This is a genomic window from Niveispirillum lacus, from assembly GCF_002251795.1.
GTDB lineage: Bacteria > Pseudomonadota > Alphaproteobacteria > Azospirillales > Azospirillaceae > Niveispirillum > Niveispirillum lacus.
This window is the reverse complement of sequence record NZ_NOXU01000028.1, coordinates 231,281-248,923: the sequence shown is the minus strand read 5'-3', so window position 1 is coordinate 248,923 and position 17,643 is coordinate 231,281. Positions and strand designations below refer to the sequence as shown.

Here is a 17,643-nt window from a genome sequence, read left to right as displayed (position 1 = left end):
AAGCCGGTCAGGCTGGCACTGGTGCCATAGGTCTTGCTGGCATTNTCAGCAGCCCATTGCTGGTAAAGCCGGTCAGGCTGGCACTGGTGCCATAGGTCTTGCTGGCATTTGACGCGGTGATGGTCAGCGCTGCCGGGTTCACCGTCAGCGTGCCGCCGGCATAGGTGATGGAGTAGTTCGACAGGCCCGTGCCTGTCGCCCCGAATGCCACAATGGAATAGCTACCAGCATTGGCCGTCGTGCCGGTACCGGCAGAGCTCAGGCTCACACCGCTGAGGACATCGCTGTTCACCAGACCGCTGCTGGTAAAGCCGGTCAGGCTGATACTGGTGCCATAGGTTTTGGTGGCCCCTGACGCGGTGATGGTCAGGGCTGCCGGGTTCACCGTCAGCGTGCCGGTCGCATAGGTAATGGAGTAGTTTGACAGGCCGGTACCGGTCGCACTGGCGGCGCTGATTGTATAGCTGCCGACACTTGCCGTTGTCCCGCTGCCCGAGGATGTCAGGCTGACGCCACTGATCACGTCGCTGTTCACCAGACCGTTGCTGGTAAAGCCGGTCAGGCTGGCACTGGTGCCATAGGTCTTGGTGGCATTCGATGCGGTGATGGTCAGGGCTGCCGGGTTCACCGTCAGCGTGCCGGTCGCATAGGTAATGGAGTAATTTGACAGACCGGTGCCGGTCGCGCTGGCAGCGCTGATCGTATAGCTGCCAACGCTTGCCGTTGTCCCGCTGCCCGAGGATGTCAGGCTGACGGCACTGATGCTGTCACTGTTCAGCAGCCCATTGCTGGTAAAGCCCGTCAGGCTGGCGCTGGTACCATAGGTTTTGGTGGCCCCTGACGCGGTGATGGTCAGGGCTGCCGGGTTCACCGTCAGCGTGCCGTTGGCGTAGGTAATGGAGTAGTTTGACAGGCCGGTGCCGGTGGCGCTGGCCGCGACAATGGAGTAACTGCCGACATTGGCGGCGGTATCGCCGCCAGCAGAGGTCAGGCTGACACCGCTGATACTGTCGCTGTTCAGCAGGCCATTGCTGGTGAAGCCGGTCAGGCTGGCACTGGTGCCATAGGTCTTACTGGCATTCGACGCGGTGATGGTCAGGGCTGCCGGGTTCACCGTCAACGTACCGTCGGCGTAGGTGATGGAGTAATTCGACAGGCCCGTGCCCGTCGCCCCGGACGCCACAATAGAATAACTGCCAGCATTGGCCGTCGTGCCGGTACCGGCGGAGCTCAGGCTCACACCGCTGAGGACATCGCTGTTCACCAGACCGTTGCTGGTAAAGCCGGTCAGGCTGATACTGGTGCCATAGGTCTTGCTGGCCCCTGACGCGGTGATGGTCAGGGCTGCCGGGTTCACCGTCAGCGTGCCGTCGGCATAGGTGATGGAGTAGTTTGACAGACCGGTACCGGTGGCACTGGCGGCGCTGATTGTATAGCTGCCGACACTTGCCGTTGTCCCGCTGCCCGAGGATGTCAGGCTGACGGCACTGATCACGTCGCTGTTCACCAGACCGCTGCTGGTGAAGCCGGTCAGGCTGGCACTGGTGCCATAGGTCTTGGTGGCATTCGACGCGGTGATGGTCAGGGCTGCCGGGTTCACCGTCAGCGTGCCGTTGGCATAGGTGATGGAGTAGTTTGACAGGCCCGTGCCCGTCGCCCCGGACNGCTGGTGAAGCCGGTCAGGCTGGCACTGGTGCCATAGGTCTTACTGGCATTCGACGCGGTGATGGTCAGGGCTGCCGGGTTCACCGTCAACGTACCGTCGGCGTAGGTGATGGAGTAATTCGACAGGCCCGTGCCCGTCGCCCCGGACGCCACAATAGAATAACTGCCAGCATTGGCCGTCGTGCCGGTACCGGCGGAGCTCAGGCTCACACCGCTGAGGACATCGCTGTTCACCAGACCGTTGCTGGTAAAGCCGGTCAGGCTGATACTGGTGCCATAGGTCTTGCTGGCCCCTGACGCGGTGATGGTCAGGGCTGCCGGGTTCACCGTCAGCGTGCCGTCGGCATAGGTGATGGAGTAGTTTGACAGACCGGTACCGGTGGCACTGGCGGCGCTGATTGTATAGCTGCCGACACTTGCCGTTGTCCCGCTGCCCGAGGATGTCAGGCTGACGGCACTGATCACGTCGCTGTTCACCAGACCGCTGCTGGTGAAGCCGGTCAGGCTGGCACTGGTGCCATAGGTCTTGGTGGCATTTGACGCGGTGATGGTCAGGGCTGCCGGGTTCACCGTCAGCGTGCCGTCGGCATAGGTGATGGAGTAGTTTGACAGACCGGTACCGGTGGCACTGGCGGCGCTGATTGTATAGCTGCCGACACTTGCCGTTGTCCCGCTGCCCGAGGATGTCAGGCTGACGGCACTGATCACGTCGCTGTTCACCAGACCGTTGCTGGTGAAGCCGGTCAGGCTGGCACTGGTGCCATAGGTCTTGGTGGCATTCGACGCGGTGATGGTCAGGGCTGCCGGGTTCACCGTCAGCGTGCCGTTGGCATAGGTGATGGAGTAGTTCGACAGACCGGTACCGGTCGCGCTTGCGGCGCTGATCGTATAGCTGCCAACGCTTGCCGTTGTCCCGCTGCCCGAGGATGTCAGGCTGACGGCACTGATGCTGTCACTGTTCACCAGACCGCTGCTGGTAAAGCCGGTCAGGCTGGCGCTGGTACCATAGGTTTTGGTGGCCCCTGACGCGGTGATGGTCAGCGCTGCCGGGTTCACCGTCAGCGTGCCATCGGCGTAGGTAATGGAGTAGTTTGACAGGCCGGTGCCGGTGGCGCTGGCCGCGACAATGGAGTAACTGCCGACATTGGCGGCGGTATCGCCGCCAGCAGAGGTCAGGCTGACACCGCTGATACTGTCGCTGTTCAGCAGGCCATTGCTGGTGAAGCTGGTCAGGCTGGCACTGGTGCCATAGGTCTTGGTGGCATTCGACGCGGTGATGGTCAGGGCTGCCGGGTTCACCGTCAGCGTGCCGTTGGCATAGGTGATGGAGTAGTTTGACAGGCCCGTGCCCGTCGCCCCGGACGCCACAATGGAATAACTGCCAGCATTGGCCGTCGTGCCGGTACCGGCAGAGGTTAGGGTCACACCGCTGAGGATATCGCCATTGACCAAACCGGAACTGGTAAAGCCGGTCAGGCTGATGCTGGTGCCATAGGTTTTGGTGGCCCCCGACGCTGTGATGGTCAGTGCCGCCGGGTCGACAACCAAGAGGCCATTGACATAGGTGATGGAATAGTTGGACAGGCCGGTACCCGACGCACCCGACGCACTGATCGTGTAGGTGCCAAGTGCCGCTGCGGCTCCGGTTCCGCCGCTGGCCACCAAAGACACCGAGGCAACACTGTCCCCCGTAACCAGCCCGGCAGTCGTAAAGCCGGTGACCGAGATACTGGCACCATAGCTTTTGGTGACCCCAGTGGCCGTGATGGTCAGGTTGGCCGGTGTCACCGTCAGGTTGCCATTATAGGCGAACTGGTAAAGTCCACCGGAATAGCTGGCGCCGCTGCCGCCAATGACAACGGTTCCAACACCAGTCCCGGCTGACGACCAGGTCACCCCACTGGTGGACAGGCCGCTGACCACCGTGAACCCATTCTGGTCAAACGCGCTGACAATGCTCACGGAACTCGCTGACTGACCGTAGGTCCCCGTGCCAGACCCGGTGAGTGTGATATAGGGTAGCGCCTTCAGCACCGGATAGGGATAGCTTTGCACCCAATCATTGCCACTGAACACTGACTGCACCAGCGGTCCGTTGCTGAACCATTCTGCGGTCGACAGCCCCGCTACCGTTCCGGATGTATTGCTGTTGCTGACGCCCACAGTCAGGCCGGAGCGGGTCACATCCCAAAAACTGTCAATGACCGTGCCGCTTCCGGTGCCACCGCCCACCAGACCAGCAACCCCCGTGGCACCTGCCCCGGTTGTAATGCTGTTGGCTGCATAGGTCGCGGAGATCAAACCTGTATTATAGCCGGCGAGTCCGCCGAGGGAGGTGGCGGACGATGCAGCGGTGATGTTGGCTGTGCTGTAAGCCTTAACAATGGTCCCGCCCGTGTTATTGCCGACCAGGCCGCCCACACTGGACGATGTCGGATCGACGACAAGAGAGCCCGTGGCGAACACGTTGGAGACTGAACTTAAATTCAGACCGATCAACCCGCCGACATTGGTGGCGCTCTGCCCGGTCCTCAAACTTACATTAGCGGCACTGTTGAAAACACGGCCGTTGTTCATACCGAAAAGACCACCCACGGTACTATTGTTAGACCCAAGGTCAAACGTACCGGACGCAAAGACATTCCCCACCGTGCCCGCATTATTGCCGGCCAGCATCCCGATATTCTGATTAGAACCAGCGCTGGTGATGGAAACATTGCTGAGGGTGAGGCTGGAAACCACACCGGTGGTCCCGATATAGGAAATCAGACCCGCATTATTATAGTCGGCATTGGCAATGGTGAGACCGGAAATGGTGCGGCCCAGGCCATTCAGCGAACCCGTAAAAAACGTCGGTGCATTGTTGGTGTTCGACGTATTGAACCCAATCGGGACCCAGCCCTTGGATGACCAGAGACCACCCGTTCGGGTCAGCTCGCCCATCGTGATGTCAGCGATAACATCATAGCGGGCCGTCGGGTCCAGGTTAATCAGTTGCAACTGGTGGGCGTTGCTGACGGTTCTGGAATATTCCATCCGCAGCAGTGGCCGCGTATAGCCATCGACCATGTACCATGTATTAGTGAGGTCCAGCCCGCTGTAGGTGGCTGTGCCATAGGCGGCGCTGCCACTGACATCAGCGCCGGCAAAGCTGCCAGTGCCACCGCCGGATGCCACTGTCTGGCCGCTGGTGCTGCTGTCCCAATAAACTGTGGCGACGGTACCGGCATTGTCGCCGACAAAGGCACCTACCGTTCCAGACCCGGCTGTTACCGCACCGCTGGCAAAGCCGGTTCTGATCAGGCCGGCATTATGACCGGCCAAGCCACCAACAGCCGTGGCACCGGCCCCCACCGTCACGCCGGCAGTTGTGTAGGCAATGCTGATGGTGCCAGTGTTCGAACCGACCAGCCCGCCCACATATTGGGAACCGCTCGTGGCACTCACTGTGCCGGTGGCATAGGCGCTGAGAATGGTACCAGCATTGGTGGCGGCCAGCAGGGCGACATTGCCGCCTCCGCCGACGACCGAACCCTCGTAGACGCCGACACTGGTCAGCACACCAGCGCTGCCCACCGACGCGAACAACGCGACATTACTGATGTCGGTATTATTGATATAAAGGTTGTTGATGGCGTGACCCTGGCCATCCAGCGTGCCCGTGAAACTGTTAGGCGTGGCATTGTTGCCGGTGCTGTTGAACCCAATGGGCAGGAAGCCCTTGGTTGTGTTCCAGACGCCCGATGCGCCGCGTACTTCTCCCATGCTGATGTCACGGGACAGAGTATAGCTTGCAGACAGGTTCAGATTTATCAGTTGTAGCTGATGCGCGCTGGTGATGCTTGTGCTGTATTCCCCGCGCAGGATGGGGCGGGTGTACCCCTCCACCAGATACCAGTCATTGGTGAAGTCGAAACCGGTATAGGTGGCGGTGCTGAAGGCGGCAGAGGTGCTGAAGCCAGCGACATTCGTGGTGCTGCCGCTATTGCTGCCGACGCTCACCGTCTGGCCGGTGGTGGTGATATCCCAATAGGCTCCGGCGATGACGCTGCTCTGTATGCCAGCCAGCCCCGCGACATTGCTGGAACCTGCGCCGGCCAGGACGCTGCCGGTGGCATAGATGCCGGACAATGTGCCGGCATTATTACCTGCAAATGCAGCAATATTGGTACCAGATACGACCGTCACCCCGCCGAGCGCATAAGCATTGGCGATCGTACCCGCATTGTGGCCGACCAGCCCGCCGATAGTCTGCGCGCCACTGCCAATCCGAACAGTGGCATTGGCGTAGGAATTGGTTACGATACCGCTGTTACGTCCCAACAGCCCACCGATCTGTTGACCGGCGGTACCGGCTGTGACCGTACCGGTGGCGTAAGAGGTACTGACTGTACCGCTGCTGGAGCCGATGAGACCGCCGACCTGCGTGGCGCTGTTGCCCACCTGGACCGTCCCATTACCATCACTGGCAGTAACGGAACCGGAGTTAACACCGATCAGCCCACCGACGCCTTCAGCATTATCACCCAATATGATACCGGCCAGCGAATTGCTGCCAGACACACCACCGGCATTCATGCCGATCAAGCCGCCTATCGCGCTGACGCTGGTGCCAGCTAAGAGGCTGCCGGTGCCGCTGCTCCCCAGTATGCGTCCTGCGCTGAGATTTTCACCGATGAGAAGCCCGGCATAACTGAGCGAATTGCCAGCGGTTATGGTGACGTTGCCAGTGCTGGCCGTTACGGTTCCGCTGTTGCTGCCGATCAGACCACCGACATTGCTGATTGCACCGGTGGCGCTGATGGTGCCGTCAGCCGTCACCCCGCTGACGGTACCCTGGTTTACCCCGGCCAGAAGACCAAGATTGTTGCCCCCACCGGTAACTGATGCACCAGTCAGGGTCAGGCTGGAAACAGAAGCGGTGGAGCCGATGGTGCTGAACAGGCCCAGGCTGCCCGATGCCGTCTGATTAACAATCAGGCTGCTGATTGTGCGTCCCTGTCCAGTCAGCGTCCCGGAGAAGGAAAACGGCGCAAAACCGGTGGTCGTATTCCAAAGACTGGCAGTATTGGCCAGTTCCGCCATGGTGATGTTCGCACCAAGGACGTACGTGCCCGACGGGTTGACGGCCATGGCCTGCAACTGGTGGGCATTGACAATGGTGGTCCAATTCTGCGCCCGCAGGATGGGCCGGGTTGCACCTTCGATCTGATACCAGATGGACGAAAAATCGAAATTGCTATAGGTGGCCGAGGCAAAGGCTGCTGTACCGCTGAACCCGGTCGCAGAGAAGCTGCCGCCAGTACTGGTGCCAAAGGCGCTCAACTGGCCAGAGCTGCTCGTATCCCAATAGGCATTGAGCACCGTGCTGCTGGCCATAAGGCCAACCAGGCCGCCCACCGAAACGCCAGTGGCTGCCGTAACCGGGCTGCTGGACCAGACATTGGCAACCGTGGCCAGAACCGTGCCACTGGTGGCGACTTGCCCGATCAGGCCGCCGACAGCGGTGGACCCGACCCCGGCCGTCACACTGCCGGTTGAATAGGCCCCGGTGACGATGCTGCCAAAGACACGGCCGACCAGCCCACCAACATTGCTGGCGACGGAGCCCCCAATAACCCGCCCGGTGGCAAAGCTGCCCAGCACCGACGATGAGGTCAGGTTAAAGGCTTCTGCCGATCCGACCAGCCCACCGACATAGGTGGCGGAACGACCAACCGAAACGGTGCCCGAGGCAAAGCTGGCGCTGACAACGCCACTCTGCATATGCCCGGCAAGCCCACCGACATATTGCGCGGAGGCCACAGTTGCCGTCGGGCTACCAACCGAAATATTGCCGGTCGCATAGCTGTTGAAAACCCGGGCACTGACAACGGTGGCGGTTGTCTGGGAATTGATGCCAACCAAGCCACCAACATACTGGTTGCCCGTGCCACCAAGGGTGATATTACCCGTCGCATAAGAGTTGGTGATAAGACCTGAACTGCTGCCGACCAGACCGCCAATGCGGGTTGACGCATTCTGGAGCCCGATATTGACCGCTGCATTGGCATTGGCGATCGTGCCGTTAAGATTGACCCCGACCAGCCCGCCAATAAACTGCGTCAAACTGGCGGTACTGGTGGTGGCCGTAATCGTACCGGTGGCGTAGGAATTGAGGACGGTCAGTCCCGTCGTGTCGCCCGCTACCCCGCCGATACGCACATTCGATACGCCAAGGACGAAGCTGATATTAGCGTAACTGTCGCTAATATAGGAATTGGCTGAGACCTGCCCGGCCAGGCCACCCAGGGCTGTTATGCCCGTGCCGGTTGCCGTTGTGATCGTGGCGTTGCTGTTCAGGATGGTGCCGGCATTCAGCACGCCCACCAGCCCCCCCAGGCCCGTCAGGCGGGAGCCCGATATGGTGCCAGTGACGGAGCTGTTGAAAACGGTGCCGGACAGCCGCCCGGACAGGAAACCCCAGGCCGTCGTGGCCGATGTCGGCACGCCGCCACTGATGGTGGCGCCGGTCAGCACCAGATTGGCCAGCGACCCGGTACTGCCGACGGAACTGAACAACCCGATATTGGACCAGCCGGCCTGGCTCAGGGTCAGCCCGCTGATCGTGTGGCCCAGCCCGTCCAGCGTACCGCCAAAGGCAAATGTCGGCGTGGCGTTGGCAGCGGTGCTGTTAAACCCGATGGGTGTCCAGGCACCGGTCAGCGTCACGTTGCTGGCCAGGGCATAGGAACCCGTGGAAGTGATGCTGCCCAACTGCGCCGCCGATGTGATCAGCGTGTAGGCGGTGGCGTTGATGTTCAGGCCCGTGGTCAGATCCACCGGCGCATTGGCGGCAAATCGCCCGCCGGTGCCGCCATTGTTGGTGATAACCGACAGGCTGCTGCCAGACATGGCGGCATTGACGGTGACCCCACGATAAGCGTCAAGCGTCAACGAATTGGCCGAAGTCCAGGTAATCCCGGCATTAACGAAAATGTCGCCATTGCCGTCGGCATTGGTGATGCCACCGGACGTCACGCCTGTAGTGTTAACGGCCGTGTTGGTGGTCTGCAGCGTAACATTGCCCGACGCCAGGGCCGATTGAATGGCGGCGGCATAGGCCGTGTTGACGGTCAGATCAAACGGATCCACCAGCCAGGTGCCGTTTTTGCCGTTTGGCGCACCGACATCGACCCGTACCCCATCGAAAGCCAGCTTATGCCCTGATGTTTCGACAAAACCACCATCACCCCACAGCGACCCGCCACGGGCCAGCAGCACGCCTTGCGCATGGGTGTCCCGGCTGTTGACGATGACAGTACCACCCTTACCGGAATCGATGGCGGATGCGTCGATACGGCTTTGGGAATCCATGGTGACCGAGGCACTGTCGGCCCGCCCGACCAGGACGGTGCCACCGCCCGTAGCACCGCTGGCCGTCAGGGTTGCCCCCTGCAACGTGATAGGCCCGCTGCCCTCCAGCACCAACTGGCCACCTTTCGATGACAGGCTGGTGGCTTCCATCACGCCGGTTGCCTTGATCACACCGGCATTCACACGATTCAATGCTTGAGCGGTCAGATAAATGGCACCGCCCGTCGACTGGATAATGCCACCAGCCTCGATTTCCGCCCGCAGCAGCGAAGCGTCGACCTTCACAGGGGCGCCGCCATCTGGCGTGAGGGTCACCGTCTCGCCCGCGGCCAGGATGACCGATCCCAGCTCTGCCCGGATCAGGCCCCGATTGGTGATCTGCGAGGCCAGCAAAACAACGGAACCACCACGCGCCTTCAGGCTGCCTTCATTGAGAATGGCGCCATCGGAACCGCCTCGGGTAAAGGCTAGATGCCCCCTTTCAAAATCTTCGTTGGCAATGTCCAGGGTAGAGGCGACCAGACCACCCACATCAACCGTGGCCCCGCCGCCGAACACAACCCCGTTGGGGTTGACCAGAATGACCGTACCGGGGGCGGTGATCATCCCCTCAATCAAGGACGCCCCAGCACCGCGTACCCGGTTCAACGTCATTGAACCGGCATCGGGTTGCTGGAAATGAACATAGGCGCCGGAGCCGACATTGAACTGTTGCCAGCTAATGATGGCCTTGTCCGTCGTCTGCTGAACATTCATCACCGTGCCAGCGGTGGTGATGCTGGCCATACCCGACTGCACCTGGCCCCCGGTGGGCAACGCATCAGGTGCCGCTGAACCGGCGACAGCCTGGAGGGTAAGTGCTTGCGCCACCGACAGCATGGCTGTGCAGAGCAACAGGCGGGAGCGCAGGACAGTGCGGATGCGGGGAGGGTGGCCGGTCTTCATCATCCGCTCCTTAGACCGTCAGTACCAGTTGAACCCAGGCTTGCAGATCCCGCCGCCGGCTATCCAACGCTGCACTGGTGATACGTCGGCTGCCATCATTGCCAACATAATGCGAAACAGTGGCCCGCGCCTGAACATTACTGAAGGGTGTCCATTGCACTTCGGCGCCAACCCCTTGCAGAACATACTGGTTATGCGGGGAGGAAAGATCCTGCCAGCCATCCCAGGTGTTCTTATGCTGTTCAATGACACCGGCGTCCCAGTGCAAGGAAAGGCGCAGGTCATCGGTGACCCGATGGCCAATTTCGACATTCAGCAGGGCACCCTGATCGCCATTGCCCACGCTGGCGGGATAGGCGCGGACAGCGCCAAGGCCGCCTAGGGTAAACTGCTCGGCACTGTTCAGATTGCGTGTCGATATCTGGGCGGAGAGCGTGACGCGCGCGTCACCATCGGTCCACAGGTTCTGAACCCGCGCCACCGAGAAATTGGCTTTGCCAAAATAGCCTTGCGTACGGGCGGTGGCCTTGTCGAACTCCTTGTTGGTGCGGTTGCCGGACAAATCGACAAAACCAGCTTTCAACTGTCCATTCAGGACAAACGCCCCACCACCCATCCAGGTGTCACGCAGTCGGCGGTACGCGGCGAAAGTAACCGCCGCCACACCATTGTCAGACGATTCCAAACCGGCCAGCCGATCATTGGTCCATTTATGTTCGGCACCCAACGCAAAATTGACGGGGTCGGACGATGTCCGCAGCCCTAGCCATCGCACATTCAACGCCACCGTTTGGGCATCGCCCTTTGGCGTCGCCGCATTGTATTTCTTGTCGATTTCATACCGTAGGGCACCGCCCATGGCTTCAAGCCAATATTCGCCGTCCATTACCGGCGCACCGGCCAATACCTGCATATAGCGGGATGATTTTGTAACCTGGCCGGTCAGCGCAAGCTGCTCCCCCATCCCAAAGGTGTTCGACACCGTCATCATGCCCAGGGCACGGATATTGCCGATTTCGCGGACCGAGCTGTTATCCACCAACAGGGTGGTGTTCACCGGTTTAGGTTCGAGCAATTTCAGGCGGACATCGGTTGTACCCTCCTCCTGACCCGCGTCCAGCACGCCCAGCGCTTGCATACCGGGGATTTGTGTCAGGTTGGAGACACCCGTGGCGATCGCGCTAGGCCGTAGTGGCTCGCCGGCAGCATTCTGCGCATGAATAAAATCGGCCGCTCGCTCAGGGTCCAGACGGGTATTGCTGCTGGAATCGATCAGCACCCTGCCCATGCGGGCTTCCAGCACCTGGATCGTGACAATGCCATTTTCCAGTGTCTGACTGGGCAATATCGCCCGCGCCAGATAATCATGTTTACCGTAATAGCGGGCGATTTGCGCCGCCGCTTCGCGCAAATCGCCCAAAGTGCAGTCGCGCCCGATATAAGATGATAGCTGCGCTTGCAGTTCCTGCTCTGAAAACAGGGTCGAAAGGATCCGAAAACCGGTTACGCGGACTGTGTCTCCTTCTTTGAGAAATTCGGTTTCCGGTGTGGGCGGAACAAGCGAAGGCAGAGTGGGGGCAGATGGTTCGCTGCGCGGCAGGTTGCGTTCGACATCACGCAAAATCTGACCAGCATCCTGTGCCGTTGCCGGGTCGGACACGCCTGCGATCAGGAGGGTGACGGCTAAAATTCCGTTGGTGCGAAAATTTTCCAACCAAACACCTGTAACAATAATGTGCTCATACCCGATCCAGGAAAGCTGTAGCCTGCACCGGCCCAACTTTCACCGGAAGTCGCGGTAATGATCTAAAATTTTTGATAGAATTTCAAGACTTTCCAGCCGATCTATCTCGAATAACTTCTGCCAAACGCTTCAGGCGCGGAATCTCAAAAAATCAAGTGCGCCGCAGCCCGTTAACCTTAATTTTTGCTGAAGAACATGGCAGCAAGGAACGGCAATAACCGGGTAAGCCTAAGGCAGAAAAGTAAAAATTTTCCTAAAAGGAAAAGCGGCTGTCATTGTGGCATCGCCGAAGATGCTGGCCCGTTCGCTGAAGCTGAGGGTCGTTGTTATGATGACACGGGTCCTTTAATAGAGTTTGCGGAGCAGGTGGAATAGCAGCACACCGCCGGGAACGCTGGGGTGGCTGGCCTTCAGGGCGGCCGGCCGTCTGAACCCAAAGGTCCGACGCCGGCTTATACCGCCGCAGCACCCGGACCCACTTGATCTCGGAGATGTTTGGAAATAAATGTTATAACATCACAATTGCGATGTTAGACTGATGGTCCCGAACGATACGATCCACGGCGCCTGTTCCTGGCGGTCTGCCCGCCAAGCGGTTTGTCATCACGCCTTCCATACCGGCTTTGTGGAGGCAATGTCCGACAAACCTTTTGACTATGCCGCGTTGGACGCGATGACCGAGTATGAACAGCATCGGTACGAGAACGGCCGGGAACTGGCCTGGGAATGCCGCCAAGCCCGGTTAATCATCCGCTGGACACGTCGGGACGCCGTCCCTCGGGCCCTGCGCGATTTCATCACGAGCCGTGCTTTGCGGCGACGTGCCGGGCTGCCAAGGACCGATCCTTACCGGGCTCGGTAACGGGCTGAGTGCGCGAACAAGCCACATGACCTCAGGTGACAGCGAATTCATTGTTCGACAAGTGCATCCTACATCTTTGTGATGTTATATCGTACGTGCCCCTTGTCTGAACTGCGATCCGCTATGCAAGCCGCCAATCTGATTGACCTGGATGATGTGGTCCACCATGCCGGTGGGAAGCCCATTTTGTCCGTGGCGCATCTAAGCCTGCCACCGGGCCGCCACGGGCTGCTATTGGGCCCCAGCGGCAGCGGCAAGACGACCCTGCTGCATGCATTGGCGGGTCTGTTGGTGCCTGACCGGGGTCGCCTGTCACTTCTGGGACATGATCTCCGCGCCATTGGCGATGCGGGGCGGGACCGGTTGCGTGCCGATCATGTCGGGATCGTCTTTCAGCAATTGCACCTGATCCATGCTGTCAGCATCGCTGACAATCTGCGTCTGGCCCGCGGGATGGCAGGTAAGGCACCGGATGAGAAGGGGCTGAAGGCGCTGCTGATTCGCGTGGGGTTGGCCGACCGCATGAATGCGTTGCCCGCCGACCTGTCACAGGGCGAACGACAGCGGGTGGCCGTCGCCAGGGCATTGGTCAATCAGCCGGCGCTGTTGCTGGCGGATGAGCCGACCAGTGCCCTGGATGATGCCACTTGCGATGGCGTCATCGACTTGCTGCTGGAACAGGCGGCTTTGAGCGGGGCCACGCTGCTGGTGGCCACCCATGACCGGCGGCTGATGTCCCGTTTACCGGTCTTGCTGGAACTGGCCAAGCCGATGGAGCGGGCAGCATGAATATGCTGGGACTGAGCCTTGCCTATCTGCGTCGCCGGCCGCTGACCACGGGATTGAACCTGCTGCTGCTGGCGCTGGGCGTGGCCCTGATTGCCTTTCTGCTGCTGTTGGAACGGGGGCTGGAGAACCGGCTGTCGCGCGATGTCGCGGGCATTGACATGGTGGTGGGGGCCAAGGGCAGCCCCCTGCAGCTGGTTCTGTCGGCGGTGATGCAGGTCGATGTGCCCACCGGCAACGTGCCGCTGGCAGCGGTGGAGGAACTGCGCCGCAATCCCCTGGTCAGACAGGCCATTCCTGTCGCCATGGGGGACAGTTTCGGCACCTACCGCATCCTGGGCACGGAACCGGCCTACATCGCCCATTATGGCGGGCAGGTCGTCACGGGCCGGATGTTTGAAGGTCCGATGGAGGCCGTGCTGGGGGCAGAGGTCGCCGCTTCATCCGGTCTTGGCCTGGATGGTGCGCTTGTCGGCAGCCATGGTTTGACGGCCGGGGGCGAAGCCCATGCCGACATGCCCTACCGCGTTGTCGGCATTCTGGCGCGCACGGGCACGGTGCTGGACCGCTTGGTCTTGACGCCTGTGTCCAGCGTCTGGGCGGTCCATGACCACCACCACCCTGAGGACAAAGCCCCGCCCACCACAGGCGACCATGCCGATGGCAAGGCCCATGAACACGGGGCCGGGGAGGGGCACGATCACGAACATGCTCACCACCACGACCCCGATCACCAACATGATCACGACCACGACCACGACCACGATCACAAACATGACCACGACGATGGCGATGGGGCCGCCGGCCAGGCTTCCAGCGACGATCGCGAGGTGACCGCGATCCTGGTCCGCTATGCCACGCCACTGGCCGCCGCCCGCCTGCCGCGGGAAATCAACAGCCAGACCAGCATGCAGGCGGCGAGCCCCGCGGCGGAGATGCTGCGCCTGCGTGCGTTGATGGGTGTCGGGCTGGATGCCATGCGGTTGCTGGGCCTCGTGCTGGTGCTGGCGGCGGGCCTGTCCACCTTCGTGGCCCTGGCCAATGCCTTGCAGGAGCGCCAATATGATCTGGCCGTGATGCGGGCATTGGGGGCTGGCCGGGGCAGGATCATGGGACAGATCCTGACAGAGGCGATGCTGGTGGCATTGGCCGGCACGGTATTGGGCATCGCCCTGGCCCATGCCGGTGTGGCGGCCCTATCGGGCTTCTCCGCCCGCGCGCGCGATCTGGGTCTGTCAGCAGGGCAATTTTCGGTGGGTGAGGTGTGGTTGCTGGGGTTATCATTGCTGGTGGCTTTGCTGGCCGCCGCCGTGCCGGCCATTCGGGCCTATCGCACGGATGTCAGCCGGCTTCTGGCCAAGGGGTAGGGGTGATGAAGACCGTAAAGATTGTCATGCTGCTGGCCATGTTGGGCGGTGCAATGCCCGCCCTGGCTTTCAAACAGGTGCAGGACCCCGCCCTGGCGTCGCAGGCCATCCCGCATGATCCGCGCGCCGTGCCCCGTGCTACATTGGGTTGGGACAAGCTGGCCGATACAAAGGAAACGCAAAAGCAGGTTCAGGAGGTGAACCGGCTTGTCGCGGTCTTCGGGCCGGGGGTCAAATCCCTGGACGGTCAGCCCTTCACGGTGGCCGGCTTTTTCCTGCCGCTTGATACCGGGGAGACCAGCCGGTCCTTCCTGCTCTCCTCCCTGGCCCCCACCTGTCCCTTTTGCCCGCCGCCGGGGCCCGCTGACCTGATCCAGGTCAGTGCTGCGGAGCCGGTGACGGCGACACTGGATCAGGTGACGCTGGAAGGCACCCTGCGCCTGTCGGCGGAGGATGTGAATGGCATCTATTTTCATCTGGAGAACGCCCGTGTCGTCCCGAAATCTTAAGACGCTGACGGCGGTCACCGTGCTGGCGTTCCTGACCGCCCCTCCGGCACTGGCACAGGAAAGCTGCGGTAATCTTTATCAGAACCTGGATTGCGGGGCCGCCGAGTATGAGGCGGCATTGGCTCGACAGAAGGAGATTGAGGCCAAGCTGACACAGCAGGCACCGCCCGCGGCGCCCGTGCCCGGCGGTCCTGCCGAAACCGACACGCGGGATATGCGACAACGGGCCCTGGACCTCTATCGCGCCCGCGCCGCCGCCCTGGCCAATTCCGTGCAATGCTGTCACCCCGGCCTGGACGGCACGCTCTGGTGCCATTGAGGCGTTATTACGGTTCCCAGAGCGGCGGTGACATCTCCGATGGCAGGTTCAGGCAGAGCAGGGACCGCACGGTACCCGTTCCTGCGATGGGCGGAGAGCGATGGACCACGCCTGTGTCAGGGCCAGCCTGTAGGCCCTTGAACAGGGCCACCGCCCCGTCGGGCAGGTCCTCCAGCGGGCCGCGATAGGCGCGCTGGTCACGCAAGGCCTGCGCCGCATGGGCTTGTGGCACGATCTGGGTTGCTGGCCCGCGATATGTCGTCAAAAGGCGCAGACGCACCTGATCGCGGTGGAACTTCCAGCAGGCATCGTGGCGCAACCGGTCCAACCGGATATCGACGATGTCGTTGCCGGCGATGGCGGCGAAACGCTTGACCAGCATCAGCATATCGTCGATCAGCAACCGGCCCAGCATGGTCGCACCGATCGGCGTTTCGGCCAGAATGCCGGACAGGGCCGCCCGCACATCCGGCAGCCAGACCAGCACCCGCCCCTGCGGCAGATGGGCGGGGCACAGGCCAGCCATACCCTCCAGCAGCGTGCGCGGCGGTGCGCGGTCCCAGACAGCAAGGCTGACATCCGGGTCCTGGATGTGGGACAGCACGACCATGTCTGGTCCGCGGACCAGCGGATTGTTCACGGTGACTGCCATGTCACGCCTCCCCCTGCCGCTTCCAGCGGGGGAAGGGGTCGGGCAGACGCTTCCAGGCATTGACCGGCATCTCGCGGGCGTTGATGTCGCCAACCAAGGCGCTGTCCAGGCGACGACGGATTGCCGCCTCATCCATGCCGACGCCAATGAACACCAGCTCCTGGCGGCGGTCACCATAGACCGGATGCCAGTTCTGCTGAATCATCTGCCGGTATTCGTCGCTGTCGGGCCAACGGTTCCTGGGGACATTGGCCCACCAGAAGCCCATGGCTTCATGCCGGACCAGGGACCCCGCCTGGCTGACTTCGCCCACCCAGTCCGGGCGGGTGGCCAGCCAGAAATGACCCTTGGCGCGGATCACACCGGGCCATTCCTCTTGAAAGAACTGGTGCAGTTTTTCGGGATGAAAGGGCCGGCGGGCGCGGTAAACGAAGGAAGAGACGCCATATTCCTCCGTTTCCGGCTTATGGTCCTTGAACCCATGCAGTTCCTTGAACCACAGAGGGTGTTCCTGGGCCTTTTCGTAATCAAAACGACCTGTATCCAGCACTCTGTCCAAAGTCACCTGGCTCTGCGCTGTTTCGATCAGGTCGGCATCGGGGTTCAAGGAGCGGATGATCTTGCGCGCGATATCCGCCTGTTCCGGGGTGGCGGTATCCAGCTTGTTCAGCAGGATGACATCGGCAAACTCGATCTGGTCGACCAGCAGGTCGACCAGGGTGCGGTTATCGTCTTCGCCGAGGGATTCACCACGATCGCGCAGAAAATCGGTGGAGGCGTAGTCGCGCAGCAGGTTCACGGCATCGACCACGGTTACCATCGTATCCAGCCGCGCCACATCCGACAGGCTTTGCCCGTCCTCGTCGCGGAAGTCGAAGGTGGCGGCGATGGGCAAGGGCTCGGCAATGCCTGTGCTTTCAATCAGCAGGTAATCGAAACGCCCTGCCGCGGCCAGCCGCCGCACCTCCTGCAACAGGTCATCGCGCAAGGTGCAGCAGATGCAGCCATTGCTCATCTCGACCAGCTTCTCATCCGTGCGCGACAGGTCGCTGCCGCCGGCGCGGATCAGATCGGCATCGATATTCACCTCGCTCATGTCATTCACAATGACGGCAACGCGCCGCCCCTCGCGATTGTTCAGGACATGGTTCAGCAAGGTGGTCTTGCCGGCGCCCAGGAAACCGGACAGGACAGTGACGGGAAGGCGGGCATCAGACATGGGGCGTATCTTCGATAAGGGTACTGATCAATACCATATGTTATAACATTACATTCACGGCCACCGCAAGTCCCGGCTGCCACCGCCGATGACCCGGATCGGAGTTTGCGCTGCCATCAGCGCGTTGGGCGATGGGTTCGCCTTCGACACGGCCGGCCAACCATAACATCCCGCTATTCGGCCACCTGCCGGCCGGTTTTGGTTATGACGGGGTGCCGC

10 protein-coding genes are annotated in these 17,643 nt (G+C 61.3%); 5 read left to right on the top strand and 5 right to left on the bottom strand.

Annotated features, from left to right (window positions below):
* Positions 1-7: 7 nt before the first annotated feature.
* The 3 genes from CHU95_RS11510 to CHU95_RS11500 all read right to left on the bottom strand — a co-directional run bounded on the left by CHU95_RS11510 (position 8) and on the right by CHU95_RS11500 (position 11,680).
* The gene (locus CHU95_RS11510) at positions 8-1,600 is read right to left on the bottom strand and encodes a beta strand repeat-containing protein (RefSeq protein WP_094456474.1); all 1,593 of its coding nucleotides are present in this window, start codon (positions 1,598-1,600) and stop codon (positions 8-10) included.
* A 2-nt stretch (positions 1,601-1,602) separates the two neighbouring features.
* Positions 1,603-9,900 carry a beta strand repeat-containing protein gene (locus tag CHU95_RS11505; protein WP_425435972.1) on the bottom strand — a complete coding sequence of 2,766 codons (8,298 nt, stop codon included), beginning with the start codon at positions 9,898-9,900 and terminating at the stop codon, positions 1,603-1,605.
* Positions 9,901-9,976: 76 nt separating this feature from the next.
* Positions 9,977-11,680, bottom strand: coding sequence for a ShlB/FhaC/HecB family hemolysin secretion/activation protein (locus CHU95_RS11500; protein WP_094456472.1), 1,704 nt, complete (start codon positions 11,678-11,680; stop codon positions 9,977-9,979).
* A gap of 664 nt (positions 11,681-12,344) precedes the next feature.
* Between CHU95_RS11500 and CHU95_RS11495 the strand changes: the two genes are divergently transcribed.
* The 5 genes from CHU95_RS11495 to CHU95_RS11475 all read left to right on the top strand — a co-directional run bounded on the left by CHU95_RS11495 (position 12,345) and on the right by CHU95_RS11475 (position 15,553).
* A complete protein-coding gene (locus tag CHU95_RS11495; protein ID WP_133065510.1) occupies positions 12,345-12,572 on the top strand; it encodes a hypothetical protein in 228 nt (75 codons plus the stop codon).
* A 123-nt stretch (positions 12,573-12,695) separates the two neighbouring features.
* Positions 12,696-13,361 carry an ABC transporter ATP-binding protein gene (locus CHU95_RS11490; RefSeq protein WP_094456470.1) on the top strand — a complete coding sequence of 222 codons (666 nt, stop codon included), beginning with the start codon at positions 12,696-12,698 and terminating at the stop codon, positions 13,359-13,361.
* Positions 13,358-14,725 carry an FtsX-like permease family protein gene (locus tag CHU95_RS23050; RefSeq protein WP_094456469.1) on the top strand — a complete coding sequence of 456 codons (1,368 nt, stop codon included), beginning with the start codon at positions 13,358-13,360 and terminating at the stop codon, positions 14,723-14,725. Before CHU95_RS11490 ends, CHU95_RS23050 begins: the two co-directional genes overlap by 4 nt.
* Positions 14,726-14,730: 5 nt before the next feature.
* Positions 14,731-15,234 carry a DUF3299 domain-containing protein gene (locus tag CHU95_RS11480; RefSeq protein ID WP_094456468.1) on the top strand — a complete coding sequence of 168 codons (504 nt, stop codon included), beginning with the start codon at positions 14,731-14,733 and terminating at the stop codon, positions 15,232-15,234.
* Positions 15,215-15,553 (top strand): hypothetical protein, encoded by a 339-nt coding sequence (locus CHU95_RS11475; RefSeq protein ID WP_094456467.1) that lies wholly within the window; start codon positions 15,215-15,217, stop codon positions 15,551-15,553. The genes CHU95_RS11480 and CHU95_RS11475 overlap by 20 nt, the downstream gene beginning before the upstream one ends.
* 7 nt (positions 15,554-15,560) lie before the next feature.
* Here the strand turns inward: CHU95_RS11475 and CHU95_RS11470 are convergent, their stop codons facing one another.
* Positions 15,561-16,205: a DUF1826 domain-containing protein gene (locus CHU95_RS11470; RefSeq protein WP_165772125.1), complete on the bottom strand. Its 645-nt coding sequence runs from the start codon at positions 16,203-16,205 to the stop codon at positions 15,561-15,563.
* 1 nt (position 16,206) lies between these two features.
* Positions 16,207-17,424 (bottom strand): zinc metallochaperone GTPase ZigA, encoded by a 1,218-nt coding sequence (gene zigA / locus CHU95_RS11465; RefSeq protein WP_094456465.1) that lies wholly within the window; start codon positions 17,422-17,424, stop codon positions 16,207-16,209.
* Positions 17,425-17,643 lie beyond the last annotated feature (219 nt).

What these genes read in the sequence shown, in the direction of transcription:
- CHU95_RS11495 (WP_133065510.1), top strand. Translation starts at nt 12,345, where the DNA reads ATGTCCGACAAACCTTTTGACTATGCCGCGTTGGACGCGATGACCGAG.
- CHU95_RS11490 (WP_094456470.1), top strand. Translation starts at nt 12,696, where the DNA reads ATGCAAGCCGCCAATCTGATTGACCTGGATGATGTGGTCCACCATGCC.
- CHU95_RS23050 (WP_094456469.1), top strand. Translation starts at nt 13,358, where the DNA reads ATGAATATGCTGGGACTGAGCCTTGCCTATCTGCGTCGCCGGCCGCTG.
- CHU95_RS11480 (WP_094456468.1), top strand. Translation starts at nt 14,731, where the DNA reads ATGAAGACCGTAAAGATTGTCATGCTGCTGGCCATGTTGGGCGGTGCA.
- CHU95_RS11470 (WP_165772125.1), bottom strand. Translation starts at nt 16,205, where the DNA reads ATGGCAGTCACCGTGAACAATCCGCTGGTCCGCGGACCAGACATGGTC.
- zigA (WP_094456465.1), bottom strand. Translation starts at nt 17,424, where the DNA reads ATGTCTGATGCCCGCCTTCCCGTCACTGTCCTGTCCGGTTTCCTGGGC.